The sequence below is a fragment of the Enterobacter sp. BNK-22 genome, from assembly GCF_048684805.1.
GTDB classification, from domain to species: Bacteria; Pseudomonadota; Gammaproteobacteria; order Enterobacterales; family Enterobacteriaceae; genus Enterobacter; species Enterobacter quasiroggenkampii.
In genome coordinates this window covers 1,521,002-1,547,109 of record NZ_JBLQTT010000001.1, presented here as the reverse complement: position 1 = coordinate 1,547,109, position 26,108 = coordinate 1,521,002, and the positions used below count along the sequence as shown (strand labels likewise).

The following is a 26,108-nucleotide window of genomic DNA, read 5'->3' as shown; positions in this document are numbered from 1 at the left end:
ATGCAGTAAAACTACGGGCGCACGTTGCGCCCTGAGGGATCAGTTGCCCAGACCGCGACCGGCGTCTTTGGCTTCAATCAGCTCGATTTTGTAACCGTCCGGATCTTCCACAAACGCAATCACGGTGGTGCCGCCTTTTACCGGGCCCGCTTCGCGCGTGACGTTACCGCCATTTTTGCGAATGCGTTCGCACGCGTCGGCCGCGTTATCCACTTCCAGCGCGATATGGCCGTAGGCCGTGCCCAGCTCATAGCTGTCAACGCCCCAGTTGTAGGTCAGCTCGATCACCGCTTCATCCGTTTCCGGGCCGTAACCCACGAATGCCAGTGAGTATTTGTATTCCGGGTTTTCGCTGGTGCGCAGCAGCTTCATGCCCAGGACGTTAGTGTAGAAATCGATAGAACGTTGCAGGTCGCCAACGCGCAGCATGGTGTGAAGTAGGCGCATAATTTCCTCATTAACCAATGGAATAAAAAAGCTTTTTGAACAGAAACGATGTTTTAGTATAGCGGCGAACTGTCGCCGCTATCAATGAACAATGGCGAGATTACAGTGAAGGGTAGTCGGTGTAGCCTTCCGCGCCGCCGCCGTAGAAGCTTTCCGGACGCTGCGGGTTGAGCGCCGCTTTTTTCTGCAGGCGAGCAACCAGATCCGGGTTGGCGATGTAGTCGCGGCCAAACGCGACGGCATCGATCAGCCCTTTATTAATCAGATCTTCGGCTTTCTCAGGCGTATAGGCACCTGCACCGATGATCACCCCGTGGAAGCGCTCGCGCACTTTCTGGCGGAAGGCTTCAGTGTAAGGCTTACCGCCAGCCCAGTCAGGCTCAGACATGTGCAGATAGGCAATACCGCGTTTGGCCAGCTCTTCAATCAGATAGAGCGCATCCGCTTCCTCGTTCGGGCCGTTGTCGACGTTCTGGAAAGACCCGATTGGGGAGACGCGGATCCCGATACGGTCCGGGCTCCACTCCTTGCATACCGCATCCACCACTTCCAGCACCAGACGGGCGCGGTTTTCGACGCTGCCGCCGTACTGATCGGTGCGGTGGTTAGACGACGGTGACAGGAACTGGTGCAGCAGATAGCCATGCGCGGAGTGCAGCTCAATCAGGTCAAAGCCGGCTTCACGGGCGTTGGCCACGGCCTGACGGAAGTCGTTAACAATCCCCGGGATTTCGTCCAGCTCCAGCGCGCGCGGCATAGAGGTATCCACGCGGATCGCGTTGCCGTTTTCATCGCGCAGGGAAGTACGGGTATTGGCGCTCAGGGCTGACGCGGAGACCGGTGCCTGACCGCCAGGCTGGATGCTGCTGTGTGAGATACGACCGGTATGCCACAGCTGGACCGCAATACGGCCCTCTTCAGCGTGAACGCCCGCGGTGATTTTCTGCCATGCCGCGATCTGTTCCGGGCTGTGAAGGCCCGGCGCACCGGCGTAACCTTTCGCCTGCGCAGAGATCTGCGTGGCTTCGGTGATGATCAGACCAGAGCTTGCGCGTTGACGATAGTATTCGCCCATCAGCGGGGTGGGGATGTCACCCGGCTCAATGCTGCGCAGACGGGTCAGCGGAGCCATGAACACGCGGTTTGGCGCCGTGACGGCACCCACTTTCAATGGGGTAAACAGTTTTTCAGCTGACATAAAGACTCCTGAGTAGACCAGTCGACTAGTAATAAGGTAAATAAAAAGCGCCCGTTATACGCCAGGCGCAGTAATGCTGTTTTTCACATGTGCCAGCGCGCTTTCCAGCGGCACGGCACTGCGCGAAATTTTTGCCTGCAGATTGGCCCCTAACCACAGGGAATAGAGCACCTGAGACTGCATTAAGGGGTCGCCGGTAAAGGCCAGCGTTTTTTCGTCGCGGCCTTTTTCCAGCGCCTGGGCCAGCAGGGCGATCACGCCGCGGGCACCCTTATCCATCGCCGATCGCATGTCTTCGGAAAGATCGCACACCTCGGCAGACAGCTTGACCGTCAGGCATCCGCTGATAATGCCCTGCTGACAGAACTGGTTCAGCGTTTCCTGATAGTAGTTAAGAACACGATCCCGATAGTTTCCTTCACCCGACGCAAAGTGGGTCGCCAGACGCTGGTGGTAGCCCGCGTAATGACGCTCCAGCATTGCCACGCCAAAGGCCTCTTTGGACCGGAAGTAGTGATAAAACGACCCCTTCGGTACCTCAGCGGTTTTTAATAACTCGCTCAACCCCATACCGGTAAACCCGCGATGCATGCAAAGACGCTCGCCGGTTGCCAGTAGATGTTCGCGGGTATCGTGTTCAGTATTTCTGCTCATGGCCGCACTCTAATAGACCGTTCGGTCTAATGCAAGCGAGTTTATTGACGACATGCGTTCAGAATATCCAGCTGCTGTTGATAAACCGTTGATTTAACGTCCATCATACCCAATACGGTTGAGAATAAATTGTCCTGGGAGACCGCATTTTTTGCTGCATGGTCGCGTAAACACTGTTCATTGATGCCAAAGTTTTTCGCGTAGTCCGGTGACAGCCAGAACATAAACGGAATGTGCGTTTGCTGCTCCGGCGCCAGCATGTACGGCGTCCCGTGCAGATAAATGCCGCTTTCACCCAGTGACTCACCGTGATCCGAGAGATAAATCAGCGCGGTATTCATGCTTGCCTGGCGAGCTTTCAGCGCATCAATGGTTTTGCTGACCATGCTGTCGGTATACAGAATGGTGTTGTCATAGGTATTCATCAGCGCCTGATGATCGCAATCCTGAATCTCGTTGGTGTCGCAGGTTGGGGTGAATTTCCGGAAAGTGTCCGGGTAACGGCGATAGTACGCCGGACCGTGGCTCCCCATCAGGTGGATAACCAGCACCGTGTCCTGCTTCAGACCATCCAGCACATTGTCCAGACGGTAGAAATTCACATCATCAATACAGGATTTGTCTTTGCAGAACTGATCCAGATTCCACTGCGTCATATCGGTATGCGGCACGCGATCGCAGGCGCCTTTACAGCCGCCGTCGTTGTCGCGCCAGAGCAGGTTGATCCCCGCATGCTTGAGCACATCGAGCAGACCTTCCTGATGGTGCGCCAGGTCGGCATCGTATTTGCTACGCGTCATGCCGGAGAACATGCACGGAACGGAAACGGCGGTTTCAGTGCCGCATGAGGAGGCCTGCGGGAAGTTAATCACATCCTGCTTTTTCAGCTCCGGGTTCGTTTCACGATCGTAACCATTCAGGGAGTAGTTCGCCGCGCGAGAGGCTTCCCCAACGACCAGTACCAGAACGGTTTTCTTTTGTTGACCTGAAATCAACGGTCCTTTATGGGCATCTTCGCCAATCCGTACCAGCGTTTGATCGCCGGCAAACCAGCGCATTTTGCTGTACTTCACCACGGCGCTGACATAGTTGGCCGGGGTCACCATTTTGACGATGCTTTTGTTGTTGCGAAACAGCGAGGCGTAATCTTTATAAAACACGGCGGCAATCAGGATAATTACCAGCAGGGCGCCAAGCATCGCGGCAACGCGCGTCAGCAGGGCATACCACCATTTCCCGGTACGAATGCGGGTCAGCGCCAGCACCACGGAAGGCACGAGGCCAGCAATAACAATCCACAGAATCATCTGCGGCGTCACCAGGGCTGTCGCTTCCTGAGAGTTGGTTTCGAACACGTTCACAATCATGTTCTGATCGATCACCGCGCCGTAGGTGTACATGAAGTAGGTTGCCGCGGCACATCCGACCGTTAAGACGATCAGCAGCGGCTTGCGGATATAGGGGATATTCAGCAGGCTAAACACAATCACCCAGCCGCAAAACAGCACCAGCGGTACGGACGCGGCAAAGAGGATGTCGTGCAGGTGCGCAGGGGCAATAATGGCCCAGCTGCGCTGGATAAACAGCCCGTTGATTAGCGTAAAGAAGAGTGCACAGCCCAGAGTAAATTTAATGTCGTTACATTGTAACTTTTTGATTAACCACATCGATCGGTAAACCTGTCATTGTCATGATGGGCCGAGTATAAAGAGGGAAGATTAGTGAAACCTTAATGCCACAAATCTGTGGTATGGGCCTTGCACGTGGCGCGTTTAGCGTCTTCACTGTAGGTGAGAGTGGTTATCCGGAGGTGAGTGTGGCAGAGCAGCTGGAGTTTTTCCCCATCCAGAGCCCGTGCCGGGGGATTTGTCAGGTGGATGAACGTGGATATTGCCGCGGGTGCATGCGTACCCGCGACGAGCGTTTCAACTGGCAAAACTTTAGCGACACGCAAAAGCAGGAGGTGCTACGCCTCTGCCGACAGCGTCTTCTGCGCAAAATACGCGCAAACAAAGCCAGTGAGACCGAAGAACCCCAGCAACCTTCACTTTTTTAACACGGTAATTGCGTATACTCATGACATCACGTCCTTGAGGAAAATGTTATGGTTCAGCGAATTACCCTTGCCCCCCAGGGGCCAGAATTCTCCCGTTTTGTGATGGGCTACTGGCGCCTGATGGACTGGAATATGTCCCCCCTCCAGCTGGCGAGCTTTATTGAAGAGCATATCGATCTGGGCGTTACCACGGTCGACCATGCGGACATTTACGGTGGTTATCAGTGTGAAGCCGCATTCGGCGAGGCGCTCAAGCTGGTTCCGGCACTCCGCGACCGCATGGAGATCGTCACGAAGTGCGGGATTGCCACCACGGCAAAACCGGAACACGCCCTAGGGCATTACATCACCGACAGCGCGCATATCATCAAGAGCGCTGAGCAGTCGCTGGTCAATCTGGCGACCGACCGTATCGACCTGCTGTTAATCCACCGTCCGGATCCGCTCATGGATGCCGATGAGGTGGCAGAAGCCTTCCTGAACCTGCATCAGAGCGGCAAAGTGCGTCACTTTGGCGTTTCCAACTTTACCCCGGCGCAGTTTGCACTGCTTCAGTCTCGCCTGCCGTTTACCCTGGCCACCAACCAGGTGGAGATCTCCCCGGTACACCAGCCGCTTCTGCTGGACGGTACCCTCGACCAGCTGCAACAGCTGCGTATTCGCCCGATGGCCTGGTCGTGCCTGGGAGGTGGACGCCTGTTTAATGATGATGAATTCCAGCCGCTGCGCAACGAACTGGACACTATCGCCCGCGAGCTGAACGCGGAGAGCATCGAACAGGTGGTTTACGCCTGGATCCTGCGTCTGCCGTCAAAACCGCTGCCCATTATTGGTTCCGGCAAAATAGAACGCGTGCGTTCTGCACTGGCCGCTGAAGAGCTGCAGATGACCCGCCAGCAGTGGTTCCGCATCCGCAAAGCCGCGCTGGGTTACGACGTGCCATAAACCGCCAGAAGGTGACTTTCCGGTGAAATCTTTGCCCCTGGTATACACTTAAGGGGCAAAAAATAACCAGCGGAGGTCATATGAAGCGTTTTGCTCTGGCAATGGTCGCGCTGGTTGTTTGCGCAGGGGCGCAGGCAGCCAGCGACGAAGTGGAAATGAATCTCGTCACCTCTCAGGGTGTGGGTCAGTCCATCGGTACAGTGAAAATCACGGAAACCGACAAAGGGCTGGAGTTCGCTCCTAACCTCAAAGCACTCCCTCCCGGTGAGCATGGTTTCCATGTTCACGCCAAAGGCAGTTGTCAGCCCGCATTAAAAGAGGGTAAAGCGTCGGCGGCGGAAGCGGCAGGGGGGCATCTGGATCCCCAGCATACCGGCAAGCATGAGGGCCCGGATGGAATGGGACATCTGGGCGATCTGCCCGTGCTGGTGGTCAATAACGACGGTAAAGCCACCGATCCCGTTGTCGCGCCGCGTCTGAAAAAGCTGGATGAGGTAAAAGGTAAAGCGCTAATGATTCATGTCGGCGGCGACAATATGTCCGATCAGCCTAAACCGCTTGGCGGCGGCGGGGCGCGTTATGCCTGCGGCGTGATCTGATCCCCAATGGTACCCGGCGGTGGTGCTTGCTCCAGCTGTGACAGCGAGCAGTGCAGCCGCCAGATTATCGAGGCCAAATCACGGGCGGCGGGGAGATGATGTCGTGCAAGCGTATCGCAGATCCGCTGCAGTTCATTCAGCGTGGTTGCCAGCGGTCGCTGCTGGACACCGCGTTCGCTCATCACATCGCGAAGCAGAGATATGCACACATCGCGAACCTGCGACAGCGGGTCGGAACGTGTTTCCCACCCGCGAAGCTGCCAGACCACATGCGAACAGTTCAACAGCACCACGCCCCAGCGCAGCAGCCAGCGTCGGGAAAGCGCGTCCTGGCTGTTATTGAGCTGGCTCACGTGATGATAAACCAGCGATTCATACTCGTTTTCACGAAGATGCGGTTTACGGCTGAGCTGGTCCACAAACCCCCGGCGTAACTCCCGGATATGCCTGCGGCTTTTGCGGGCATCGGAGCCGGGGCGCAACACCGCGAAAGCCAGCCACGCCAGCCCCACGCCAAGGATTTTCGCCAGGTTGTCATTAAGAAAATCGGCGTAATCATAAACCGGCGGATTGGTCACGGAGATAAACGAGCCCATAAAGACAATCAACTGTCCCCAGAGGCCCGCCTGTTTTGGCATTTGCAGCTTGAGTAGCTGCATGGTGGTCAACAGCGGAAACAGAAACAGCAGGAACTGCCACAGATCGCTTATCTGCACCATCAGGCCAAACTTCACCACAAAACTGAACAACGACAGCAGCACCAGGGTGCGTAGCAGGAGCGTCAGCGAGTTGAACGGCGAGGCCGCGACGGAGTAAAGCACGCAGCTGATGGCAGCAAGCGTCAGGGCCGCCGTACCGGACTCCCACTGCGTGGTGATGCTCCACGCCCCCACCAGCATCAGCGCGCAAAAGGTGCGAAAACCGCTCCATAGCGCTTCCAGGTAGTCGGTATGGCGGGCGAGAGCCGGGCTCCCGGGCACGTTGAACTCCGTGACCGGCGTGGCATTCTCAACCGCGATAATCCAGCGGCTGCTGCGCAGGTAGAGTCGGCAAAAGTAATTCAGACGTTGCCAGAAGGCGCGATGGCGATAGTCGTACTCATCAACCGGGGCGAGCGGGGCGATGATCTTCGCAACGGTGTAGATGTCCGCATCCGGGCGCGCGAGAGCCGCGAGCAGCGTTTCGATGACGGCACGGGTGTTTTCCGGCGGCGTCGGCCAGTTGAGCAGCATCCGGCGCAGGCTGGAGATGGCGCTGGTCATACGCAGCTGCTGGTGTAGTAAATAATTTAGCAGGGTGTTCTGACGACGAAAGCGGTAGTGGCTCCAGAACGCCTGAATACGCAACAGATTCATCGTCAGGATCTGTCCGATCACCTTTTCATGCGCGAGGCGGATCTCATCGCTGGTATCCGGTTGCCACAGCAGGCTCGCGTGCTCAAGCAGCCGGGTGTGCATGGTCTTGAGGGCGGTGATAAGCGCGGTGCCGTCGGAGGTGCTGGGGAGGATCATCATCATGAAGCCGCCGCTGAGGATCCCGACAATGACTTCACAGACGCGCGCCTGCGCGATATCCCACAGTTCGGTGGTGTCGAGCACGTTGACGACCGGGAAGGCGATAATGGCGGCGGTATAGCCCGCCAGCTGGAAAGCGTAGGCGACGTTATTTGTAAAATGGGCGCAGGCCCAGGTACAGCACCCCAGCCACGCCGCCATGCTCAGCAGGAACATCCACGGATCGTTCAGCGTATGGCCGGCGATAATTAACGCCGCCGTGGCACCCAGCAGGCTGCCGGCGATGCGCCCAAGGCTCTTACTGATCACCCCGCCGACCGTAGGAAAACTCACCACCGCGGCAGAGGTCATTGCCCAGTAGGGTTCATCCAGGTTCAGGTAATAGGCGACGGTCAGCGCCAGACACATGGCAATGCCGTTACGCAGCGCGTAGCGCCACTGAGGGCGCGTCGCTTTGATCCACGGCGTGTTTTGCCAGGAGAGTGCCGGCAGCTTCATCACCGGTTTCCGATGGAGACAGTACAGGTGGTGCCGGAGACCAGCGTGATGTCCTGCGGTAAATGGTCAAACTCCACGCGAACCGGCACGCGCTGAGCGAGACGCACCCAGGGCACGTTCGGCTTGATGTCCGGCACCAGGCCGGAATCCGTTTCGACGCTTTGATCGTAAATGGCGCGGCCAATGCTGGATACGTGACCCTGTAACTTCTGCGAGCCGCTGTAAAGCGTAATGGCGGCGGGCGATCCCTCGCGAATATGGCGAAGCTTGGTCTCTTCAAAATAGCCCACCACGTAGAAGGAGTGGCTGTCGACGAGGGCAAAAACGGGTTGGCCCGTGGTGGCATAATTCCCCACGCGAGCGGAAAGGTTGGTTACCCACCCGTCAACCGGCGCGGTAATCACCGTTTGGGTCAGCTCCCACTGGGCCTGCTTCAGCGTGGCTTCGGCCACGTTGACGTTCGCCTGCATGGCCTTCACGTTGATGTTGGCGGTGTCTAAATCTTCCGCTGAGATGTAATTTTGCGATAAATGCCGGCGGCGGTTGGCCTCGTTATTCGCCTTCGCTAAGTCTGACTGGGCTTTTGCCAGCTGCGCCTCGGCGTTCAGAATCGCGATGTGGTACGGGGTATCGTCGATCCGGAAGAGTACCTCACCCTTTTTGACGTACTGGTTATCCTTAACGAGCAGCGTCGTGATGCTTCCCGACACCTGAGGGGTGATGCTGACCTGTTCAGCGCGAATTTTGCCGTCACGGGTCCAGGGGGACTGCATATAAAAATTCCACATCCACCAGCCTGCAACCAGCGCGAGGGCGAGAACAAAGAGGGTGGAAAAGTACTTCAGCGTTTTCAGAGGCATAGTCACCACACCATCAAGACAGCAAGGCCCAGACATACGGAGAGGGCAAACAGGGAAAGATCCATCAGCATGGGATGCCAGATTTCGCCGGAGTACATCCAGTCGCGAAGCAGACGATGCGCGATGAGCCAGAGAATAAAGCCCACCAGCACGGCCTTAAACAGGGGAGGAAAGTAGACTGACGCACCGAAGATCAGATCCTGAAGGGGTAACCCCTCTGAGCGATGAAAAAACGTCACGGGCAGAAATCCTTTGCAGTGAACAGAATGCCGCGTTGGCTTGTCTTAGTATGATGAAGCATCACAATTCAGTGTAAGTCATACTTTTAAGTTCGATGAATGCAGTATTGCATTTGTTTTGGCAATACAAATGCTGCACACTATTCTAAAATCAGTATAATAACTTAGCAAGCTAATTATAAGGAGATGAAATTGGAATCGCCATTAGGTTCTGATCTGGCAAGGTTGGTACGCGTCTGGCGTGCTCTGATTGACCATCGCCTGAAACCTCTGGAATTAACACAGACGCATTGGGTCACGCTGCACAACATTCATCAGCTTCCGCCCGATCAGTCACAAATTCAGCTGGCAAAAGCGATAGGCATTGAGCAACCGTCGCTGGTGCGCACGCTTGATCAGCTGGAAGAGAAGGGGTTGATCTCCCGACAAACCTGCGCCAGCGATCGTCGTGCTAAGCGGATTAAACTCACTGAGAAAGCGGCGCCTATCATCACCGAAATGGAAGCCGTCATCACCAAAACGCGCGGTGAAATCCTCTCAGGCGTTTCACCGGCGGAGCTGGAAATGCTCATCAGCCTCATTGCTCGCCTTGAGCAAAATATTCATGAGCTGCAGTCTCGCGACTGATAAACACGAAGGCCTTGCACCAGCAAGGCCTTTTTTTACTTAAAGACGACCACACGATTACGACCTGTCTCCTTCGCTTCATACATCGCCTTGTCGGCACTTTCCACGCACGCTTCTGCGGTTATCGTTGATGACGTTGCCGTAAACACCCCCATACTGATGGTGATGGGCTCCGGCAACTGACCGCCGCTGCTGGTTTTATCAAAGCTGCTTAGCTTCAGACATATGCGCTCGGCCACCTGGTACGCGGAGTCTGACGACGTGTTGGCCAGCATCAGCACAAACTCCTCGCCGCCGATACGGGCCGCGATGTCCTGCGGGCGCACGGAATCCATCAGCAGGTTGGCGACAAACTGCAGGACTTTATCGCCCTGAAGATGCCCGTAGGTGTCGTTAATGCGCTTGAAGCGATCGAGATCGCTGACAATGACGGAAACGGGGCGGTTGGGTCTGGCGATATCCAGCGCCTGGTTTAACGATTCATAAAAATAGCTGCGGTTATAAAGGCGCGTGAGCGGGTCGCGGATCGAGTTCTGATAGGACTGCTGATATTTTACGTGCGAGTCGCGATACAGTCTGAAGACATCGTAAAGCAGAACAAAAATAATCAGCAGCGTGGCGACAGTTTCAAATAACCTGGCGCGGTACCAGGAGATATCTTCGGCATGTCCAGCCGCTAACAGCATTGAAAGCGTGACGATATAGCAAACGCACAGAAAATTTCCGCCTACCCAGAATAAATTGCGCACGCGCGTGACAAACATCAGCGCTACTAATGTTATCACCCAGAAAACAATTAAAGAGATATTAATGCAATGGCTCCAGAGGACCATAAACTGCCGGGTTTCATTATCAACCAGGTCAATCGATAACAAGGGCGAGTGGCTGGAATATATCCAGGCCAGTCCCACGGCACAGGCGGTAAAAAGAGACGCCCCGCTCACAATTGAGATATGCGCCAGCCGTGAAAGAGGGTAATTGCGCATGGGATAGAGTATTGCCGCCACGATGAACAGCACCGCCATTAAAAAGTGGCGGAACATATAGTAGATCATCGCATCGTTGTAGTTCACGACGTTGAACTGATAGAGATCCAGCCAGGCGGGGAAGCTGGTCAGCGTTCCGACCATCAGCAATGCGGATCCGGCAAAGGCAAAGGCGATTGCGACCAGATACAACCGTCTTTTGTCACACCCGTATTTCATCGCCATAAAACAGGCAATAAACAGGTGAAACACCAGAAGAAAAATGGTGAGCGTAGGGAATAAAAGCGGTGAAAAGGACGGAACCCATTCAACGAGTTTTAAAAACAGCGCGTGTAATATCCCGATAACAACAAGGCAACCGAGACAGAACGCGATATAACGGCTCGTTAGAGCACGACGATTCGCAAGCATAGAATTTTTACAAATTATAATGAATAAAGAGAAGGTGATTGCGAAGAGTCTAATCAATTAGTGCAATAAATACTTTGCGCAGAAACAATATAAGGGGTGATTAATAATGGATGGTGTGAATGTATTTTGTAATTATATTTGTGAGAGTGATATATATTGTAAATGGATGTGGCCCGAGGACCACATCCACTTTTAATTAACGTGGAGAAACGGTCACCTGGCTTCCGTTGCTCGCCAGTACAACGCGCTGGCCTGCAGAGAAGCGGGTGCTGCCCTGTTTCTGAACAACCATGATTGTGCTGCCGTCGTCTTTACGAATTTCCAGCTCTACGCCCTGAGTTTTGTTCATCGCACCCTGAACGCCCTGGCCGGCTACGCCACCCGCAACGGCACCTGCGGCTGTCGCCAGAGAGCGACCCGTACCACCGCCGACGGTATTACCCAGGAAACCACCCAGAACGGCACCGCCGATTGCGCCCATCACGTTGTTTTCATCACCACCCTGAATCTGTACAGGGCGTGCGTTAACAACGGTACCGTAAGTCACGTTCTGAACCTGTTTCGCTTCAGAAGCGCTGTAAACGTCGCCAGAAAGTGAACTGTCATTCACACAGCCAGCCAGAGTTAAACCAATCAGCGAAACGCCCAGTACACGTAAAATCATTTGAATCTCCTGTTCACCAAAAACGCCCGATTGGGGGCATCCGTTATGGCTAAATTATATGGCATAAGGAGCCATAGTTCATATCTTTGCACTAACAATAGGAAAATTGTACTTGAATTTGACTTAACGAGACATAAACAGGATCCGCCCGCGCTACCCGTCTGACATTTTTAAAAAATATTATTGCCGGATGGCAAAGCGACGCCGTTTATGGTTGAGTGGATATCCTTAGCCCACGCAACGTAAGGAAAGCGCATGAAATCGGGTCGCTACATTGGTGTGATGTCAGGCACCAGTCTGGATGGGGTAGATGTCGTTCTGGCCGCCATTGATGAAAACATGGTGGCACAGCAGGCGAGCCTGACCTGGCCAATCCCCATTTCACTGAAAGAGGATATTCTCAGTATCTGTCAGGGGCAGCAGCTGACCCTCTCCCAGCTTGGACAGCTGGATGTCCGCCTCGGGGCGCTGTTTGCGGATGCGGTGCAGGCTTTGATGCAAAAAGAACATCTTCGCCCGCAGGATGTGGTCGCCATCGGGTGTCACGGACAAACGGTCTGGCATGAGCCCATCGGAGAGGCCCCGCATACTCTGCAAATCGGCGATAACAACCAGATTGTGGCGAAGACGGGCGTCACGGTGGTCGGCGATTTCCGTCGTCGCGATATTGCCCTTGGCGGACAGGGCGCACCGCTGGTGCCCGCGTTTCATCAGGCGCTGCTGGCGCACCCTTCAGAACGGCGTATGGTGCTCAACATTGGTGGGATCGCCAATCTGTCGATGCTTATCCCCGGGCAGCCGGTCCGCGGCTACGATACCGGCCCGGGCAATATGTTAATGGATGCCTGGATCTGGCGTCAGTGCGGTCAACCGTACGATAAAAACGCGGAGTGGGCGAGCGAGGGTAAGGTGATTATCCCGCTGTTGCAGTCCATGCTGAGCGATCCTTATTTTGCCTTACCGGCACCGAAAAGCACGGGGCGTGAATACTTCAACTTTGGCTGGCTTGAGCGCCAGCTGGCGTCATTCCCGGCGCTCGCGCCGCAGGATGTTCAGGCCACGCTTGCCGAGCTTACGGCCGTGTCGATTTCCGAACAGGTGCTCCTCAGTGGCGGATGTGAACGCCTGCTGGTGTGCGGCGGGGGAAGCCGTAACCCGCTGGTGATGGCGCGTCTTGCCGGGCTGCTGCCGGGCACCGAAGTGTCGACGACCGATGAGGCCGGCATCAGCGGTGATGATATGGAGGCGCTGGCCTTCGCCTGGCTTGCCTGGCGCACCATTGCCGGGCTGCCGGGCAATTTACCGTCGGTAACCGGCGCGCGCGAGGCGAGTGTCCTTGGGGCGATTTTCCCGGCAAATCCGCGTCATAATCAGAGTTAACTGAAATTCAGCGCGGCGCGTCGTCGTTAAAATGGAACGAAACAGGGGGGCAGCCATGCCCTCCAGGACCAGGAAAGTCTTCGGAATACGCCCATGAAAAAACTTCTTCTTATTGCCGCCCCTTTGTTGCTGTCAGGATGCAGCGTCTACAACCAGCTCCTTGAGCGCATGCAGACCGATACGCTTGAGTATCGCTGCGACGAAAAACCGCTGACCGTGAAGCTGAACAATCCACGCCAGGAAGCCAGTTTTGTTTATGACAATAAACTGCTGACGCTGAAGCAGGGCATTTCAGCCTCGGGCGCGCGTTACACCGACGGTATCTATGTCTTCTGGTCGAAAGGCGACAGCGCCACGGTCTACAAACGTGACCGTATTGTGCTGAACAATTGCCAGCTCGAAAATCCGAAGCGTTGAGATTTTTACAGGGGCGGCGCACAATAGCGCCACCCACTCTCAATGTCAGCTAACGCCATGTCAGATAACGACGAACTGCAGCAAATTGCGCATCTGCGCCGTGAATACACCAAAGGCGGCCTGCGTCGCCAGGATCTTCCCGCTGAACCCCTCGTGCTTTTTGAACGCTGGCTGAAACAGGCCTGCGAAGCGAAACTGGCCGACCCCACGGCCATGGTCGTCGCGACGGTGGATGAAAATGGTCAACCCTATCAGCGCATCGTATTGCTCAAGCATTATGACGAGAAAGGACTGGTGTTCTACACCAACCTTGGCAGCCGCAAAGCACACCATCTGGAAAACAATCCGCGTATCAGCCTGCTGTTCCCGTGGCACATGCTGGAACGTCAGGTCATGGTGACCGGCAAAGCGGAACGTCTCTCGACGCTGGAAGTGGTGAAGTATTTCCACAGCCGCCCGCGTGACAGCCAGATTGGCGCCTGGGTATCAAAACAGTCCAGCCGCATTTCCGCCCGCGGGGTGCTGGAAAGTAAATTCCTCGAGCTGAAGCAGAAGTTCCAGCAGGGTGAAATCCCGCTGCCGAGCTTCTGGGGTGGTTTCCGCATCCCGATTGAGCAAATCGAGTTCTGGCAGGGGGGCGAACATCGCCTGCACGACCGCTTTTTATACCAGCGCGAGAATGGCGGCTGGAAAATCGACAGACTGGCGCCGTAATCCCCGAAATTTGTTGATTTAAGCGCTAGCGCACACCGCGCTTGCGCTTTATTCTATGGTCCTTTCGCATCAGGCGAAAAGTCGTGTACCGGCAAAGGTGCAGTCGTTTATACATGGAGAATTTGATGGCAAGCAGTAACTTGATTAAACAATTGCAAGAGCGGGGTCTCGTGGCCCAGGTGACGGACGAGGAAGCGTTAGCAGAGCGACTGGCGCAAGGCCCGATCGCGCTCTATTGCGGCTTCGATCCCACCGCTGACAGCTTGCATTTGGGGCATCTTGTTCCATTGTTATGCCTGAAACGCTTCCAGATGGCGGGCCATAAGCCTGTTGCCCTGGTGGGCGGCGCGACCGGTCTGATTGGTGACCCAAGCTTCAAAGCCGCTGAGCGTAAACTGAACACCGAAGATACCGTGCAGGAGTGGGTCGATAAGATCCGCAAACAGGTTGCACCGTTCCTCGACTTCAACTGTGGCGATAACGCCGCGATTGCCGCGAACAACTACGACTGGTTTGGCAGCATGAACGTGCTGACCTTCCTGCGTGACATCGGCAAGCACTTCTCTGTTAACCAGATGATTAACAAAGAGGCCGTGAAGCAGCGTCTGAACCGTGACGACCAGGGTATCTCCTTTACCGAGTTCTCCTACAACCTGCTGCAGGGGTATGACTTTGCCTGCCTGAACAAACTGCACGGTGTTTCCCTGCAGATTGGTGGTTCTGACCAGTGGGGTAACATCACCTCCGGTATCGACCTGACCCGTCGCCTGCACCAGAATCAGGTCTTTGGTCTGACCGTTCCGCTGATCACTAAAGCAGACGGCACCAAATTCGGTAAGACGGAAGGCGGTGCGGTATGGCTCGATCCGAAGAAAACCAGCCCGTACAAATTCTACCAGTTCTGGATCAACACGGCGGACGCCGATGTTTACCGCTTCCTGAAGTTCTTCACCTTTATGGATATTGAAGAGATCAACGCGCTGGAAGAAGAAGACAAGAACAGCGGTAAAGCGCCGCGCGCGCAGTACGTGCTGGCGGATGAAGTGACCAAACTGGTTCACGGTGAAGAAGGTCTGGCCGCGGCAAAACGCATTACCGCTAGCCTGTTTAACGGCACCCTGAGCGATCTGAGCGAAGCGGACTTCGAACAGCTGGCGCAGGACGGCGTGCCAATGGTTGAGATGGAGAAAGGGGCTGACCTGATGCAGGCGCTGGTGGATTCTGAACTCCAGCCTTCCCGCGGTCAGGCGCGTAAAACCATCGCGTCCAACGCCATCACCATCAACGGTGAAAAGCAGGCCGACCCGGAATACACCTTTGTTGACGGCGACCGTCTGTATGGCCGCTACACCCTGCTGCGTCGCGGTAAGAAAAACTACTGCCTTGTCTGCTGGAAATAAGTCACAGTCTTCAGGGGCGTGGGAAACCACGCCCCTTTTGTTTTTTAAGGGTTGGGTAAGCATAAAATGAAGAACATCCTCGCCATTCAGTCCCACGTTGTTTTTGGACATGCTGGCAACAGCGCAGCGGAATTCCCGATGCGCCGCCTCGGCGCCAACGTCTGGCCCCTCAATACCGTTCAGTTTTCCAACCACACGCAGTACGGCAAATGGACCGGCTGCGTAATGCCGCCTTCACACCTCACTGAGGTGGTGCAGGGCATTGCCGATATCGGCCAGCTCAAGCGCTGTGACGCCGTACTGAGCGGTTATCTTGGTTCCGCGGAGCAGGGGGAGCATATTCTCGGCATCGTACGCCAGGTGAAGGCCGCTAACCCGTCGGCAAAATATTTCTGCGACCCCGTCATGGGCCATCCGGAGAAAGGCTGCATCGTGGCGCCGGGTGTCGCGGAGTTCCACGTCCGCCACGCGCTGCCCGCCAGCGATATCATTGCGCCAAACCTGGTTGAACTGGAAATTCTCTGCGAGCATCCGGTTAACAGCGTAGAAGAGGCCGTAAGCGCGTCTCGCGAGCTGATCGCGCAGGGGCCTGAGGTTGTGCTGGTAAAACACCTCGCGCGCGCAGGGCTAAGTCAGGATCGCTTTGAGATGCTGCTGGTGACGAAAGATGATGCCTGGCACATCAGCCGTCCGCTGGTGGATTTTGGCCTGCGCCAGCCGGTGGGTGTGGGGGATGTGACCAGCGGCCTGCTGCTGGTGAAATTGCTGCAAGGGGCAACGCTGCGCGATGCGCTGGAGCATGTTACTGCGGCAGTGTACGAAATTATGACGGCGACGAAAGAGATGCACGAATATGAGCTGCAGGTGGTCGCAGCACAGGATCGAATCGCGAAGCCGGAGCACTATTTCAGCGCAACCCAGCTTTAAACACCGCCCGGCGGCGCTGCGCTTGCACGGGCCTACGGAATTCGTAGGCCGGGTAAGCGTCAGCGCCACCCGGCAACACAGTCTGCTCGGTTAATTCAACCCTTCCGCTTTCAGCGCCGCAGCCACCGCAGGACGCTCTGCTACACGCTTCATATACGATGCAATGTGGTCTAACCCTTCCAGATTCAGCTTAAGCGCACGCGCCCAGCGCAGCACGGTGAACAGGTACGCATCGGCAATCGTAAAGCGCGACCCGCCAATCCACTGCTCGTCTTTCAGCGATTCGTTAACGTACTGCAGCTTTTTCTCCAGCAGGGCGCGCAGGGTAGGCTTAAACTCTTCCGGCGTATCCGGGCGGAACAGGGGGGTAAAGCCTTTGTGCAGCTCGGTGGCGATGTAGTTCAGCCACTCCAGCGTTTTATAGCGAGAAATGGTACTGACCGGGGCCAGCAGCTGGCGATCGGGTACGCTATCGGCCAGGAACTGCATAATCGCCACGCCTTCGGTCAGCAGAGTACCGTCATCCAGCAGGAGCGCCGGAACTTGTCCTTTCGGGTTAATGGCAAGAAAATCATCGCCGTTTTCCAGACGTTTTTTCATCAGATCAACGCCATCCAGCGTGAAATCTTTGCCGCTCTCGCGCAGGGTGATATGGGAAGCAAGAGAGCACGCGCCCGGTTTGTAGAACAGTTTCATCGGTAACTCCTTTTCGCTGAGGTTTCAGCTATGTTAGTGCGCAAACGGATAAAAAAAAAGCCGCTAATAGATTAGCGGCTTCTGGTCAGTCGTTTCTCACGGATATCACGCGGTAGCGGTTTTGGTCGCCTTAGCGGTCTTGTCGTCGTCCTGAGTCATTCGATTCAGTTTCGGTGCAGTCAGCAGCATCAGAGCGGCAATAACGGCAGTCGCGATACCAATCTGCATGAACACGGTACCGTAGACGTTCAGAGAAACCAGTGGATCAGTGACGTTTTCCGGTACGGCCATCAGGTTCGCAATCTTGCCTGCGATAATGGCTGCACCCGCAGTCGTCAGGAACCAGCTACCCATAATGAAGCCCATCAGACGCTGTGGCACCAGCTGTGCAACCATCGCCAGACCCAGACCGGAGATCATCAGTTCGCCGATAGACTGCAGCGCGTAGCTCAGGATCAGCCAGTTAACGGATACGATACCGGCGTCGGTAGCAAATTTGGTACCCAGCGGCAGCACCAGGAACGCGCCGGAGCACAGCACCATACCGATAGCGAACTTGTGCGGCATTGGCAGACGGTCGCCCATCTTGTTATAGATAGCGGCCAGAATTGGGCTACCAATCATGATCCAGAACGGGTTCAGCGCCTGATACTGCTCCGGTTCGAACGCAATACCCAGGATGGAGTGCTCAACGTTACGAATGGCGAAGAAGTTCAGAGAGGTTGGCATCTGGCTGTACAGTACGAAGAAGATAATCGCTTCCAGCATCAGAATGAACGCCACGATCATCTTACGGCGGGCAGCACCCTGCATGGCGAATGCTTCTTTCGCAAAGATGACCACGATACCCAGCGCAACCACGCCCAGAACGGCACGTGCGATGCCCTGGTTGTGCAGCAGCCAGGTAGCGATGGCCGCCAGAGCAACAACGCCCACAATGGTCGCCAGCAGTTTGCCCATATGCACAGGCTCGAAGTCCGGTTTTGAACCGTAGTTTTTAACCCAGCTGCGGCAGAACAGGAAGTTCACCACGGTGATCAGCATACCGACGAAGCTCAGCGCAAACGCCACGCTCCAGCCGAATTTTGCTGCAAGCCATGGGGTGGCCAGCATTGAGAAGAACGAACCGATGTTGATGGACATATAGTACATGGTAAATGCACCGTCCAGACGCGGATCGTCTTTGCTGTAGCAGGTAGAGAGCAGGGAGGACGGGTTCGCTTTGAACAGACCGTTACCGACGGCAATCGTCGCCATACCCATATACACGACAGCGGCATCGTGCCCTGACCATGCAACCAGACCATAGCCAATTGCCAGGACAATGGCGCCCAGCATGATGACACGTTTAGTGCCGAGGACTTTATCGCCCAGCCAGCCGCCAATCGCGACCAGACCGTACACCAGAGCACTGAAGGAGGAGAACAGCGTGATGGAATCGGCTTCGGACATACCCAGCTGTTTCACCAGGTAAACTGCCATGATCCCTTGCAGGCCGTAGTAACCAAAACGCTCCCATAACTCGATAGAGAAGATGAGATAGAACGCTTTTGGTTGTTTAAAAGCGTTAAGACTCACGCTTTCATCTGTTGGTTTATTGTTTGCAGTAGACACATATACCTCTTTTTTTACATCCCATATTAACGGGGGTGTTCATAGCGTGATGGCCGTAGTCCATACGCCTTATAGTTATATTGGGAGGAGAAACGGCGGGTAATGTTCACTATCCTGCCCCATCTGGCAATACGTTTGTAATAATCTGTTACATATATCTGGGGTGGTATAATCGTCGGTTCATACAAATGTTATTCAGCGTTAAATTTTATACGATGTGTAAAGGTAGTTTTTTCGACTGGCAGAGACCCGTCAGGACCGGTGTTTGGCGATATGTTCTGCTATTTGCCGTCTCTGGTAGTGATATAGCCCAAATTCTGAAAAATAGCTGGTCTTATCGTCGGTAAAAAAAGAAGAGTGTCTTGTCAGACAAAGGCTTTAGCTCGATTTTGACAACAAAAAAACAACATGAAGTTATCAGGGTGATCGCGATCACAGATGTATAGAAATTTTCGGCTATGAAAAAAGTATTAACCTGTTTGAGCGTTAAAGCACCGAACAAGTGACAGCCTGGGGGAGACGAAAGGCGAACAAATAACGGCCAAAAGAAGCGTGCACCATCACCCTTCTTTTGGTGTGGGGTTTTGTGGTTCAGGGATATACTTTTTCTTTGTATTCGCAGAGATCTTCAATAATGCAGGAGCCGCAGCGAGGCTTACGGGCAATACACGTGTAACGACCGTGCAGAATCAGCCAGTGATGGCAATCAACCTTAAATTCAGCCGGAACCACTTTGAGCAGCTTCTCTTCGACCTGCTCGACATTTTTCCCCGGCGCAAAGTTGGTCCGGTTAGACACGCGAAATATATGCGTATCGACGGCGATAGTGGGCCAGCCAAACGCGGTATTGAGCACCACGTTCGCGGTTTTACGACCTACGCCCGGTAAGGCTTCCAGCGCAGCGCGGTCTTCCGGCACTTCGCCGCCGTGCTGTTCCAGCAGGATCCGGCAGGTCTTAATGACGTTCTCGGCTTTGCTGTTAAAGAGGCCGATGGTTTTGATATACGACTTCACGCCTTCCACGCCCAGCTCCAGCATGGCCTTCGGCGTATTGGCGACCGGATAGAGCAGGGCGGTGGCTTTATTGACGCTCACGTCGGTCGCTTGTGCAGAGAGCAACACCGCGATCAGCAGCTCAAACGGGGAGGTAAAATTCAGCTCCGTCGTCGGGTGCGGGTTCTCGTCCCGCAGACGGGTCAGGATCGCAATGCGCTTTTCTTTATTCATGAGGCCTTCTCGGGTGTCCCTTCCAGAACGCTGCGCTCAGCCGCGCGGCGCTTACGTTTCTCATCAATCAGGTATTTTATCGCCAGCATCATGCCAAGGCCAATAAACGCACCGGGCGGCAGCATCGCCAGCAGGAATGGCGTATCGGTGTGGAACACTTCAATGCGCAGCGCTTTGGCCCAGCCGCCCAGCAGCGCATCTGCGCCGTCAAACAGCGTACCGTTGCCGAGGATTTCACGCAGGGATCCCAGCACGAACATGGCGCACGTGGCGCCCATGCCAATGGAAAAACCATCCAGCGCCGACATGGCTGGACTGTTTTTCACCGCGAAGGCTTCCGCACGCCCGACCACGATACAGTTGGTGACGATAAGGGGGATGAAGATCCCGAGCGACTGGTACAGACCGAACGCGTAGGCGTTAATCAGCATCTGAACAATACTGACCACCGACGCAATGATCATGACGTAAATCGGAATACGAATTTCCGACGGCGTCCAGCGGCGCAGGGCAGAGATGGAGAGGTTGGTCAGGGTCAATACCAGCGTGGTTGCCAGACCCAGACCGAGCGCGTTGGTGGCGGTGGATGTCACCGCCAGCAGTGGGCACATGCCCAGAAGCTGAACCAGCGCGGAGTTGTTTTTCCACAACCCCTGGACAATAACCTCTTTAACCTGGCTCATGATTACTCCTCACAGGCCGGAAGATTGTTGATTTGCGCGGGCAGCGTTTCAGCATACAGCCCGGCTCGTTTTACGGCATTCACCACCGCACGTGGGGTGATGGTCGCACCGGTGAACTGGTCAAACTCGCCGCCATCTTTCTTCACCGCAAACGCGGTGTCATCTTCACCATGGATCACTTTACCGGCAAAGTGCAAAATCCAGTCGCTCAGACGGGTTTCAATTTTATCGCCAAGACCCGGCGTTTCATGGTGTTCCGTCACGCGGGTGCCCAGTATGGTGCCGGAGAAATCGCTGCCCACAAGCAGCTGAATGGCACCGGAATAGCCGTCAGGCGCCGTCGCTTCCATCACTGCGCCGACCGGTTTATCCCCTTTGCGGGCAATAAAGAGGCGGTGCGGGCCTTTCCCAAGCTGCGGCGCGTCTACCACAAAGCAGCTTTTTTGCAGGTCATTATCGTAGAAGTCGGACGGGATCACCTGATCGAACAGCGCCTTTTGCTGCTTCGAGGCCTGCTCTTCGATGGTCGTTTTGGTCAGCGCATTAACCAGCGCCGTCAGCCCTGTCAGCACCGCGGCGAAGATAGCCAGCGTGACGCCGTGTTTTTGCATCGTTTTTAACATGGCGAAACCCTTAGCGATGACCGTACACGCGTGGACGCGTGTAATAGTCGATGAGCGGAACGGTAATGTTGGCGAGCAGGACGGCAAAAGCCACGCCGTCCGGGTAGCCACCAAAGCTGCGAATGAGCCAGACCAGCAGGCCTGCCAGCGCGCCGAAGATCAGGCGTCCGCGGTTAGTCGTTGAGGCCGTCACCGGATCCGTCAGGATAAAGAAGGCACCCAACATGGTCGCGCCGGAGAGCAGGTGCATCTGCGGGCTGGCCAGTGATTCAGGAGAGAATACCCAGCCCAGCGTGGCGCAGACCGCCAGCGTCACGAGGAAGCTGACCGGAATATGCCAGCGGATGGCTTTCTGCTGCAGCAGGAACAGGCCGCCCAGCAGATACGCCAGGTTGACCCACTGCCAGCCGGCACCCGCCAGCACGCCGCTGTAGATCGCCGATTTCATGATCTGCTCGACGCTGTGCCCGGCATGCAGGGACGTTTTAAAGGTATCAAGCGGCGTCGCCTGGCTGATACCGTCCACGCCCATACGCAGCGCGTTCATATCGGCACCGAGTGCCGTATGGCCGGTAAAGATCACATGCAGAGCATCCATGAAGCCCGGAACCGTGGCCGCAATCTCGTGCGGTGGCAGCCAGCTGGTCATCTGTACCGGGAAGGAGATCAGCAGCACCACGTAGCCAATCATTGCCGGGTTAAACGGGTTATGGCCCAGTCCACCATACAGCTGTTTGGCAATGATCACGGCAAACACGGTGCCGAGGATCACCATCCACCATGGGGCAAACGGTGGGATGCTGATGGCCAGCAGCAGGCCGGTCAGCAGCGCGGAGTTATCGGCAAGAATGCGGGAGACCGCTGCCTTGCGCAGCTTAAGCACAAGCGCTTCCGCCGCCAGGGCGCTGGCGCAGCCCAGGATTATCTGAAACAGGGTTCCCCAGCCGAAAAACCAGCACTGAACGGCAATGCCCGGCAGCGCCGCCAGGCAGACCAGCATCATAATGCGCGATGTCTGGCGCTGATTGTGGGTGTAAGGGGAGCTTGCGATTCTGAAAACCATTTAATCCTCGTTAACTGCTTGCTGTGCGGCTTTCTTTGCCTGAACGCGCGCAATGGCGGCGGCGACGGCGGCTTTGCGCGGGTCATCGTTGGCGGCCTGCGGTTGTTCATCCTGCTGCGCCGCTTTGCGCGCTTTAGCGCGGGCAATCGCCGCTTCGACGGCGGCTTTACGCGGGTCGACCGGCGCTTCGGGTTCTGCGGTTTGCGTCTGCTGTGCCGCCTTGCGCGCTTTGGCACGGGCAATCGCCGCCTCAACGGCCGCTTTGCGAGGGTCAACCTCAGCATCCGTCTGGGTCGTTTGCGCTTTTTCTGCCTGACGGGCGCGGGCCTGAGCTTTACGCGCTTCACGCGCAGCAATCGCTTCGCTGTTGTCCGGCTTCTCGCCGGCCGGGATCACCACGGGCTGCGCCGCAGTGGCTTTTTTCTCGCGAACGCGCGCCAGTGCGGCGTTAATCGCATCCTGATCTTTCTCGCCAGGCTGAACGGCGGCCTGCTTATGGCGCTCCTGACGGGCAATTTTTTCGCGTTCCAGTCGCGCCTGACGTGCTTCAAAGCGCGCTTTGGCTTCTGCCGCGCGTTTTTCTTCCATGGAGATGGCATAAATTTCCGCCTTCTCCTGGCGGAAATACTGCACCAGAGGAATGTTGCTAGGGCAGACCCAGGCGCAGGCGCCGCATTCGATACAGTCGGCCAGGTTATGGGCTTTCGCCTTGTCGTGCAGTTGGCCTTTGCTGTACCAGTACAGCTGCTGCGGAAGCAAATCCGCCGGGCAGGCGTCGGCACAGGCGCTGCAGCGAATACAGCCTTTTTCTTCCTGCTCTTCACCCATCTCGGTCGGGGAAGGGGCGAGCAGGCAGTTGGTGATTTTGACCACCGGCACATCGAGCCACGGCAGGGTAAAGCCCATCAAGGGGCCGCCCATGATCACCATCTGGTCGCTTGACGGGCAAAACTCAGCCTGCTCCAGCAGGTGACGCACCGGCGTACCCAGACGCGCCCAGACGTTGCCCGGACGAGAGACCGCTTCCCCGGTCAGCGTTACCACGCGCTCGGTCAGCGGCTCGCCGTCGATTACCGCGCGCTTCACGGCGTACGCGGTCCCGACGTTCTGCATCAGCACGCCAATATCCGAAGAGCGTCCGCCGTGCGGAACCTGCTTACCGGTGAGAATTTGCGTCAGCTGTTTAGCACCACCAGAGGGGTACTTGGTCGGGATAACGCGCAGGCTAATATCGTGACTGCCCGCCAGCACGGCGCGCAGCATAGAGATAGCCTGCGGTTTATTGTCTTCGATACCGATCAGCACTTCCCGCGGCTGCAGAATGTGCGCGAGGATGCGGATGCCTTCCACCACCTGGGCGGCGCAGTCCTGCATCAGACGATCGTCGGCGGTGATGTACGGTTCGCATTCGGCGGCGTTGATAATCAGCGTCTGAATATTATCGCCACCGCCGCGCAGTTTGACGCCGGTCGGGAAGCCTGCGCCGCCGAGGCCGGCAACGCCGAACTGATGAATGCGCTCGATGAGCGCTTCGCGGCTATGGGAGCGGTAGTCGCTCCAGCCGTCACGGTCGATCCAGCGGTCTTCGCCGTCGGCTTCAATCATCACGCTCAGCTCTGAGAGCGCTGACGGATGGGCCACCGTATGGGGTGCGATGGCGACCACCTTACCGGAAGTGGGGGCGTGCACCGGCAGCATACGTCCGCGACCAAAGGTCAGCGGCTGACCGCGAAGTACGGTATCGCCTTCTTTCACGCACAGCTCACCCTCCGCGCCGATGTGCTGCTTGAGCGGTATAACGAAACGGGTCGCCAGCGGAATTTGACGCAGCGGCGTGCCGTTAGACTGGGTTTTCATCTCTGGTGGGTGAATACCCCCGTCAAAGTCCCAAATCTTCTCTTTTCTGAAAGCAGAAAATAACTTAAGCATGTTGTTCCACAGGAATATTGCGAACCGGAATGGTTTGAAGATCCCACTTCCAGCTTTCGGTAGTCGTTTCAACCGGGCGCAGCTCGATACATTGCGTCGGGCAGGGTGCTACGCAGAGGTTACAGCCGGTGCACAGGTCCGCCACCACGGTGTGCATGGCGCGCGTTGCGCCAACAATGGCGTCGACCGGGCAGGCCTGAATACATTTGGTGCAGCCGATGCAGTTCGCTTCGTCGATCACGGCCAGCGCGCGGACTGGCTCCTGCACATCCGCATCGCCGTCAACTGGCTGCGGATCAACGTTTAGCAGGGCCGCAATTTTCAACATCACCGCTTCGCCACCGGGCGCACAGCGGTTAATTTTCTCACCCTGAACCCCTACCGCTTCGGCATAGGGGCGGCAGCCCGGGTAGCCACACTGCCCGCACTGGCTTTGTGGCAGAAGCTCATCAATTTTCTCTACAACGGGATCGTCCTCTACCGCGAAACGGCGGGAGGCGTAACCCAGGATAAGGCCAAACACCAACCCCAGGACGCTGATAGAGGCGATGGCAATCCAGATAGCACTCATTACAACTTCACCAGACCACTAAAGCCCATAAAGGCCAGAGACATTAAACCGGCGGTCACCAGCGCAATCGCGTTACCGCGGAAGGGCGCAGGAATATCCGCTGCTGCCAGGCGCTCGCGAATAGAGGCAAACAGCACCATGACCAGCGAGAAACCGACGGCCGCAGAAAAACCATACAGCGCCGACTGCATAAAGTTATGGCCAAGGTTGATGTTCAGCAGCGCCACGCCGAGAACGGCGCAGTTGGTGGTGATCAGCGGCAGGAAGATACCCAGCAGGCGATAGAGCGCCGGGCTGGTTTTGCGCACCACCATTTCGGTAAATTGCACCACCACCGCGATAACCAGGATAAAGGCCAGCGTACGGAGATAGGTTAACCCCAGCGGAATGAGGATCCAGGTATCAATCCACCACGCGCAGATGGACGCCAGCGTCATGACGAAGGTCGTCGCCAGCCCCATGCCCATTGCCGTTTCCAGTTTTTTGGAAACGCCCATAAACGGACACAGGCCAAGGAACTTCACCAGAACGAAGTTGTTAACCAGCACGGTGCCGACAAAGAGCAGTAAGTAATCGGTCATTATTTAGCCTGAAATAAAAAAGCCGCCTATTATCGAACAAACACACGCAGGCGACAACAGGTTATCTGTAGGGTTATTACGGGTTCACGAAGGTGTTTTTCACCCGTGTCGAACGCTTGAAGTAGGGCACCAGCAGCGCCGCGGCCAGCAACGGGAAAAGCAGCTGACGAACGGCCAGCGCGTCTGAAACGGGCGAAAAAGCAAATGCCTTCACCGCCAGCAGGACCGAAACCAGCAGCCAGATAATGTAGTGCTTAGGCACATTCTTACGGCGCTTAAAGAAGGCGATGGTCAGCCACAGCGTGTAGTACCACATCCCGATCGCGAAAACGAACGACACAAACCACAACGCAATATTAAGCACGCTTTGCGACATCAGGGTCTGGATGGCGTGGGGGGTAATCAGTGCGGTGGTATAAAGCAGCAGCGCAAGTGATGCGCTTAATAAGGCAACCAGCAGCCATGCCAGTGGGGCGATTAACCAGCCTCCAATGCGTTCTCCAGGCGTTGCGGTCATGAACTCTCCCATAATCTGCGCGAAATGTTGTACAGCCAGTTGGCAGGGCGGAGAGTATATAACATTTC

General features: G+C 56.0%; 28 protein-coding genes. 9 read left to right on the top strand and 19 right to left on the bottom strand.

Annotation, left to right across the window (positions count from 1 at the left end; translation table 11 throughout):
• Positions 1-39: 39 nt before the first annotated feature.
• The 4 genes from gloA to eptA form a co-directional block, all read right to left on the bottom strand.
• Positions 40-447, bottom strand: coding sequence for a lactoylglutathione lyase (gene gloA, locus ACMGGE_RS07135; protein ID WP_008500591.1), 408 nt, complete (start codon positions 445-447; stop codon positions 40-42).
• A gap of 100 nt (positions 448-547) precedes the next feature.
• The gene (locus tag ACMGGE_RS07130) at positions 548-1,645 is read right to left on the bottom strand and encodes an alkene reductase (RefSeq protein ID WP_039023853.1); all 1,098 of its coding nucleotides are present in this window, start codon (positions 1,643-1,645) and stop codon (positions 548-550) included.
• 54 nt (positions 1,646-1,699) lie between these two features.
• Positions 1,700-2,299, bottom strand: coding sequence for a TetR/AcrR family transcriptional regulator (locus ACMGGE_RS07125; protein ID WP_008500589.1), 600 nt, complete (start codon positions 2,297-2,299; stop codon positions 1,700-1,702).
• Between the two features lie 41 nt (positions 2,300-2,340).
• Entirely contained in the window at positions 2,341-3,966 is a 1,626-nt protein-coding gene (gene eptA, locus ACMGGE_RS07120) for a phosphoethanolamine transferase EptA (RefSeq protein WP_167212915.1), read from the bottom strand.
• Positions 3,967-4,115: 149 nt separating this feature from the next.
• Between eptA and ACMGGE_RS07115 the strand changes: the two genes are divergently transcribed.
• From ACMGGE_RS07115 to sodC, 3 genes are all read left to right on the top strand, one after another.
• Entirely contained in the window at positions 4,116-4,355 is a 240-nt protein-coding gene (locus ACMGGE_RS07115; protein WP_048222771.1) for a DUF1289 domain-containing protein, read from the top strand.
• A 48-nt stretch (positions 4,356-4,403) separates the two neighbouring features.
• Positions 4,404-5,300: an aldo/keto reductase gene (locus tag ACMGGE_RS07110; RefSeq protein WP_021241132.1), complete on the top strand. Its 897-nt coding sequence runs from the start codon at positions 4,404-4,406 to the stop codon at positions 5,298-5,300.
• An 80-nt stretch (positions 5,301-5,380) separates the two neighbouring features.
• A complete protein-coding gene (gene sodC, locus ACMGGE_RS07105) occupies positions 5,381-5,899 on the top strand; it encodes a superoxide dismutase [Cu-Zn] SodC (protein ID WP_048030739.1) in 519 nt (172 codons plus the stop codon).
• Here sodC and ACMGGE_RS07100 read toward each other — a convergent pair.
• The 3 genes from ACMGGE_RS07100 to ACMGGE_RS07090 are packed head-to-tail and all read right to left on the bottom strand — an operon-like array spanning position 5,878 to position 9,010.
• Entirely contained in the window at positions 5,878-7,911 is a 2,034-nt protein-coding gene (locus ACMGGE_RS07100; protein WP_334754766.1) for an FUSC family protein, read from the bottom strand. The two genes, sodC and ACMGGE_RS07100, sit on opposite strands and share 22 nt — an antisense overlap.
• Positions 7,911-8,771 (bottom strand): HlyD family secretion protein, encoded by an 861-nt coding sequence (locus ACMGGE_RS07095; RefSeq protein WP_048030737.1) that lies wholly within the window; start codon positions 8,769-8,771, stop codon positions 7,911-7,913. Before ACMGGE_RS07095 ends, ACMGGE_RS07100 begins: the two co-directional genes overlap by 1 nt.
• Before the next feature lie 2 nt (positions 8,772-8,773).
• Positions 8,774-9,010, bottom strand: coding sequence for a DUF1656 domain-containing protein (locus ACMGGE_RS07090; RefSeq protein WP_024909360.1), 237 nt, complete (start codon positions 9,008-9,010; stop codon positions 8,774-8,776).
• Positions 9,011-9,196: 186 nt separating this feature from the next.
• On the opposite strand from ACMGGE_RS07090, the gene slyA reads away from it, so the two are divergent.
• On the top strand, positions 9,197-9,637 hold the full coding sequence (gene slyA / locus ACMGGE_RS07085) for a transcriptional regulator SlyA (RefSeq protein WP_021241135.1): 441 nt from the start codon (positions 9,197-9,199) through the stop codon (positions 9,635-9,637).
• 35 nt (positions 9,638-9,672) lie between these two features.
• On the opposite strand, the gene ACMGGE_RS07080 is transcribed toward slyA, so the two are convergent.
• Together ACMGGE_RS07080 and slyB are read right to left on the bottom strand one after the other, a co-directional pair.
• Positions 9,673-11,034: an MASE4 domain-containing protein gene (locus tag ACMGGE_RS07080; RefSeq protein WP_420293580.1), complete on the bottom strand. Its 1,362-nt coding sequence runs from the start codon at positions 11,032-11,034 to the stop codon at positions 9,673-9,675.
• Positions 11,035-11,230: 196 nt separating this feature from the next.
• Positions 11,231-11,698 carry an outer membrane lipoprotein SlyB gene (slyB, locus tag ACMGGE_RS07075; RefSeq protein ID WP_008500578.1) on the bottom strand — a complete coding sequence of 156 codons (468 nt, stop codon included), beginning with the start codon at positions 11,696-11,698 and terminating at the stop codon, positions 11,231-11,233.
• 255 nt (positions 11,699-11,953) lie between these two features.
• Here slyB and anmK point away from each other — a divergent pair, with 255 nt between their 5' ends.
• The 5 genes from anmK (at position 11,954) to pdxY (ending at position 16,536) form a co-directional block, all read left to right on the top strand.
• The gene (gene anmK, locus ACMGGE_RS07070; RefSeq protein WP_045910332.1) at positions 11,954-13,078 is read left to right on the top strand and encodes an anhydro-N-acetylmuramic acid kinase; all 1,125 of its coding nucleotides are present in this window, start codon (positions 11,954-11,956) and stop codon (positions 13,076-13,078) included.
• A 93-nt stretch (positions 13,079-13,171) separates the two neighbouring features.
• The gene (mliC, locus tag ACMGGE_RS07065; protein WP_025758348.1) at positions 13,172-13,495 is read left to right on the top strand and encodes a C-type lysozyme inhibitor; all 324 of its coding nucleotides are present in this window, start codon (positions 13,172-13,174) and stop codon (positions 13,493-13,495) included.
• Between the two features lie 57 nt (positions 13,496-13,552).
• Positions 13,553-14,209 (top strand): pyridoxamine 5'-phosphate oxidase, encoded by a 657-nt coding sequence (gene pdxH / locus ACMGGE_RS07060; RefSeq protein WP_008500575.1) that lies wholly within the window; start codon positions 13,553-13,555, stop codon positions 14,207-14,209.
• Positions 14,210-14,334: 125 nt separating this feature from the next.
• Positions 14,335-15,609, top strand: a complete 1,275-nt coding sequence (gene tyrS / locus ACMGGE_RS07055) for a tyrosine--tRNA ligase (protein WP_023335449.1) — start codon at positions 14,335-14,337, stop codon at positions 15,607-15,609.
• Between the two features lie 66 nt (positions 15,610-15,675).
• Positions 15,676-16,536 carry a pyridoxal kinase PdxY gene (pdxY, locus tag ACMGGE_RS07050; protein WP_420293579.1) on the top strand — a complete coding sequence of 287 codons (861 nt, stop codon included), beginning with the start codon at positions 15,676-15,678 and terminating at the stop codon, positions 16,534-16,536.
• A gap of 90 nt (positions 16,537-16,626) precedes the next feature.
• On the opposite strand, the gene gstA is transcribed toward pdxY, so the two are convergent.
• The 10 genes from gstA to ACMGGE_RS07000 form a co-directional block, all read right to left on the bottom strand.
• Entirely contained in the window at positions 16,627-17,232 is a 606-nt protein-coding gene (gene gstA, locus ACMGGE_RS07045; RefSeq protein ID WP_248221195.1) for a glutathione transferase GstA, read from the bottom strand.
• Between the two features lie 105 nt (positions 17,233-17,337).
• On the bottom strand, positions 17,338-18,846 hold the full coding sequence (gene dtpA, locus ACMGGE_RS07040) for a dipeptide/tripeptide permease DtpA (protein WP_045910333.1): 1,509 nt from the start codon (positions 18,844-18,846) through the stop codon (positions 17,338-17,340).
• A gap of 591 nt (positions 18,847-19,437) precedes the next feature.
• Complete coding sequence (gene nth, locus ACMGGE_RS07035; protein ID WP_008500570.1) at positions 19,438-20,073, bottom strand: endonuclease III; 636 nt, start codon at positions 20,071-20,073, stop codon at positions 19,438-19,440.
• Positions 20,070-20,756, bottom strand: coding sequence for an electron transport complex subunit E (locus tag ACMGGE_RS07030; RefSeq protein ID WP_008500569.1), 687 nt, complete (start codon positions 20,754-20,756; stop codon positions 20,070-20,072). The genes nth and ACMGGE_RS07030 overlap by 4 nt, the downstream gene beginning before the upstream one ends.
• Before the next feature lie 2 nt (positions 20,757-20,758).
• Entirely contained in the window at positions 20,759-21,379 is a 621-nt protein-coding gene (rsxG, locus tag ACMGGE_RS07025; RefSeq protein ID WP_167212932.1) for an electron transport complex subunit RsxG, read from the bottom strand.
• 10 nt (positions 21,380-21,389) lie between these two features.
• On the bottom strand, positions 21,390-22,442 hold the full coding sequence (gene rsxD / locus ACMGGE_RS07020; RefSeq protein WP_024909350.1) for an electron transport complex subunit RsxD: 1,053 nt from the start codon (positions 22,440-22,442) through the stop codon (positions 21,390-21,392).
• Entirely contained in the window at positions 22,443-24,371 is a 1,929-nt protein-coding gene (rsxC, locus tag ACMGGE_RS07015; RefSeq protein ID WP_420293578.1) for an electron transport complex subunit RsxC, read from the bottom strand.
• Positions 24,364-24,942: an electron transport complex subunit RsxB gene (gene rsxB, locus ACMGGE_RS07010; RefSeq protein WP_048222798.1), complete on the bottom strand. Its 579-nt coding sequence runs from the start codon at positions 24,940-24,942 to the stop codon at positions 24,364-24,366. Before rsxB ends, rsxC begins: the two co-directional genes overlap by 8 nt.
• A complete protein-coding gene (gene rsxA / locus ACMGGE_RS07005) occupies positions 24,942-25,523 on the bottom strand; it encodes an electron transport complex subunit RsxA (RefSeq protein WP_008500564.1) in 582 nt (193 codons plus the stop codon). Before rsxA ends, rsxB begins: the two co-directional genes overlap by 1 nt.
• Positions 25,524-25,599: 76 nt before the next feature.
• On the bottom strand, positions 25,600-26,040 hold the full coding sequence (locus ACMGGE_RS07000) for a DUF2569 domain-containing protein (protein ID WP_045910336.1): 441 nt from the start codon (positions 26,038-26,040) through the stop codon (positions 25,600-25,602).
• Positions 26,041-26,108 lie beyond the last annotated feature (68 nt).

What these genes read in the sequence shown, in the direction of transcription:
- gloA (WP_008500591.1), bottom strand. Translation starts at nt 447, where the DNA reads ATGCGCCTACTTCACACCATGCTGCGCGTTGGCGACCTGCAACGTTCT.
- ACMGGE_RS07130 (WP_039023853.1), bottom strand. Translation starts at nt 1,645, where the DNA reads ATGTCAGCTGAAAAACTGTTTACCCCATTGAAAGTGGGTGCCGTCACG.
- ACMGGE_RS07125 (WP_008500589.1), bottom strand. Translation starts at nt 2,299, where the DNA reads ATGAGCAGAAATACTGAACACGATACCCGCGAACATCTACTGGCAACC.
- eptA (WP_167212915.1), bottom strand. Translation starts at nt 3,966, where the DNA reads ATGTGGTTAATCAAAAAGTTACAATGTAACGACATTAAATTTACTCTG.
- ACMGGE_RS07110 (WP_021241132.1), top strand. Translation starts at nt 4,404, where the DNA reads ATGGTTCAGCGAATTACCCTTGCCCCCCAGGGGCCAGAATTCTCCCGT.
- sodC (WP_048030739.1), top strand. Translation starts at nt 5,381, where the DNA reads ATGAAGCGTTTTGCTCTGGCAATGGTCGCGCTGGTTGTTTGCGCAGGG.
- ACMGGE_RS07100 (WP_334754766.1), bottom strand. Translation starts at nt 7,911, where the DNA reads ATGAAGCTGCCGGCACTCTCCTGGCAAAACACGCCGTGGATCAAAGCG.
- ACMGGE_RS07095 (WP_048030737.1), bottom strand. Translation starts at nt 8,771, where the DNA reads ATGCCTCTGAAAACGCTGAAGTACTTTTCCACCCTCTTTGTTCTCGCC.
- slyA (WP_021241135.1), top strand. Translation starts at nt 9,197, where the DNA reads ATGAAATTGGAATCGCCATTAGGTTCTGATCTGGCAAGGTTGGTACGC.
- ACMGGE_RS07080 (WP_420293580.1), bottom strand. Translation starts at nt 11,034, where the DNA reads ATGCTTGCGAATCGTCGTGCTCTAACGAGCCGTTATATCGCGTTCTGT.
- slyB (WP_008500578.1), bottom strand. Translation starts at nt 11,698, where the DNA reads ATGATTTTACGTGTACTGGGCGTTTCGCTGATTGGTTTAACTCTGGCT.
- anmK (WP_045910332.1), top strand. Translation starts at nt 11,954, where the DNA reads ATGAAATCGGGTCGCTACATTGGTGTGATGTCAGGCACCAGTCTGGAT.
- mliC (WP_025758348.1), top strand. Translation starts at nt 13,172, where the DNA reads ATGAAAAAACTTCTTCTTATTGCCGCCCCTTTGTTGCTGTCAGGATGC.
- pdxH (WP_008500575.1), top strand. Translation starts at nt 13,553, where the DNA reads ATGTCAGATAACGACGAACTGCAGCAAATTGCGCATCTGCGCCGTGAA.
- tyrS (WP_023335449.1), top strand. Translation starts at nt 14,335, where the DNA reads ATGGCAAGCAGTAACTTGATTAAACAATTGCAAGAGCGGGGTCTCGTG.
- pdxY (WP_420293579.1), top strand. Translation starts at nt 15,676, where the DNA reads ATGAAGAACATCCTCGCCATTCAGTCCCACGTTGTTTTTGGACATGCT.
- gstA (WP_248221195.1), bottom strand. Translation starts at nt 17,232, where the DNA reads ATGAAACTGTTCTACAAACCGGGCGCGTGCTCTCTTGCTTCCCATATC.
- nth (WP_008500570.1), bottom strand. Translation starts at nt 20,073, where the DNA reads ATGAATAAAGAAAAGCGCATTGCGATCCTGACCCGTCTGCGGGACGAG.
- ACMGGE_RS07030 (WP_008500569.1), bottom strand. Translation starts at nt 20,756, where the DNA reads ATGAGCCAGGTTAAAGAGGTTATTGTCCAGGGGTTGTGGAAAAACAAC.
- rsxG (WP_167212932.1), bottom strand. Translation starts at nt 21,379, where the DNA reads ATGTTAAAAACGATGCAAAAACACGGCGTCACGCTGGCTATCTTCGCC.
- rsxD (WP_024909350.1), bottom strand. Translation starts at nt 22,442, where the DNA reads ATGGTTTTCAGAATCGCAAGCTCCCCTTACACCCACAATCAGCGCCAG.
- rsxC (WP_420293578.1), bottom strand. Translation starts at nt 24,371, where the DNA reads ATGCTTAAGTTATTTTCTGCTTTCAGAAAAGAGAAGATTTGGGACTTT.
- rsxB (WP_048222798.1), bottom strand. Translation starts at nt 24,942, where the DNA reads ATGAGTGCTATCTGGATTGCCATCGCCTCTATCAGCGTCCTGGGGTTG.
- rsxA (WP_008500564.1), bottom strand. Translation starts at nt 25,523, where the DNA reads ATGACCGATTACTTACTGCTCTTTGTCGGCACCGTGCTGGTTAACAAC.
- ACMGGE_RS07000 (WP_045910336.1), bottom strand. Translation starts at nt 26,040, where the DNA reads ATGACCGCAACGCCTGGAGAACGCATTGGAGGCTGGTTAATCGCCCCA.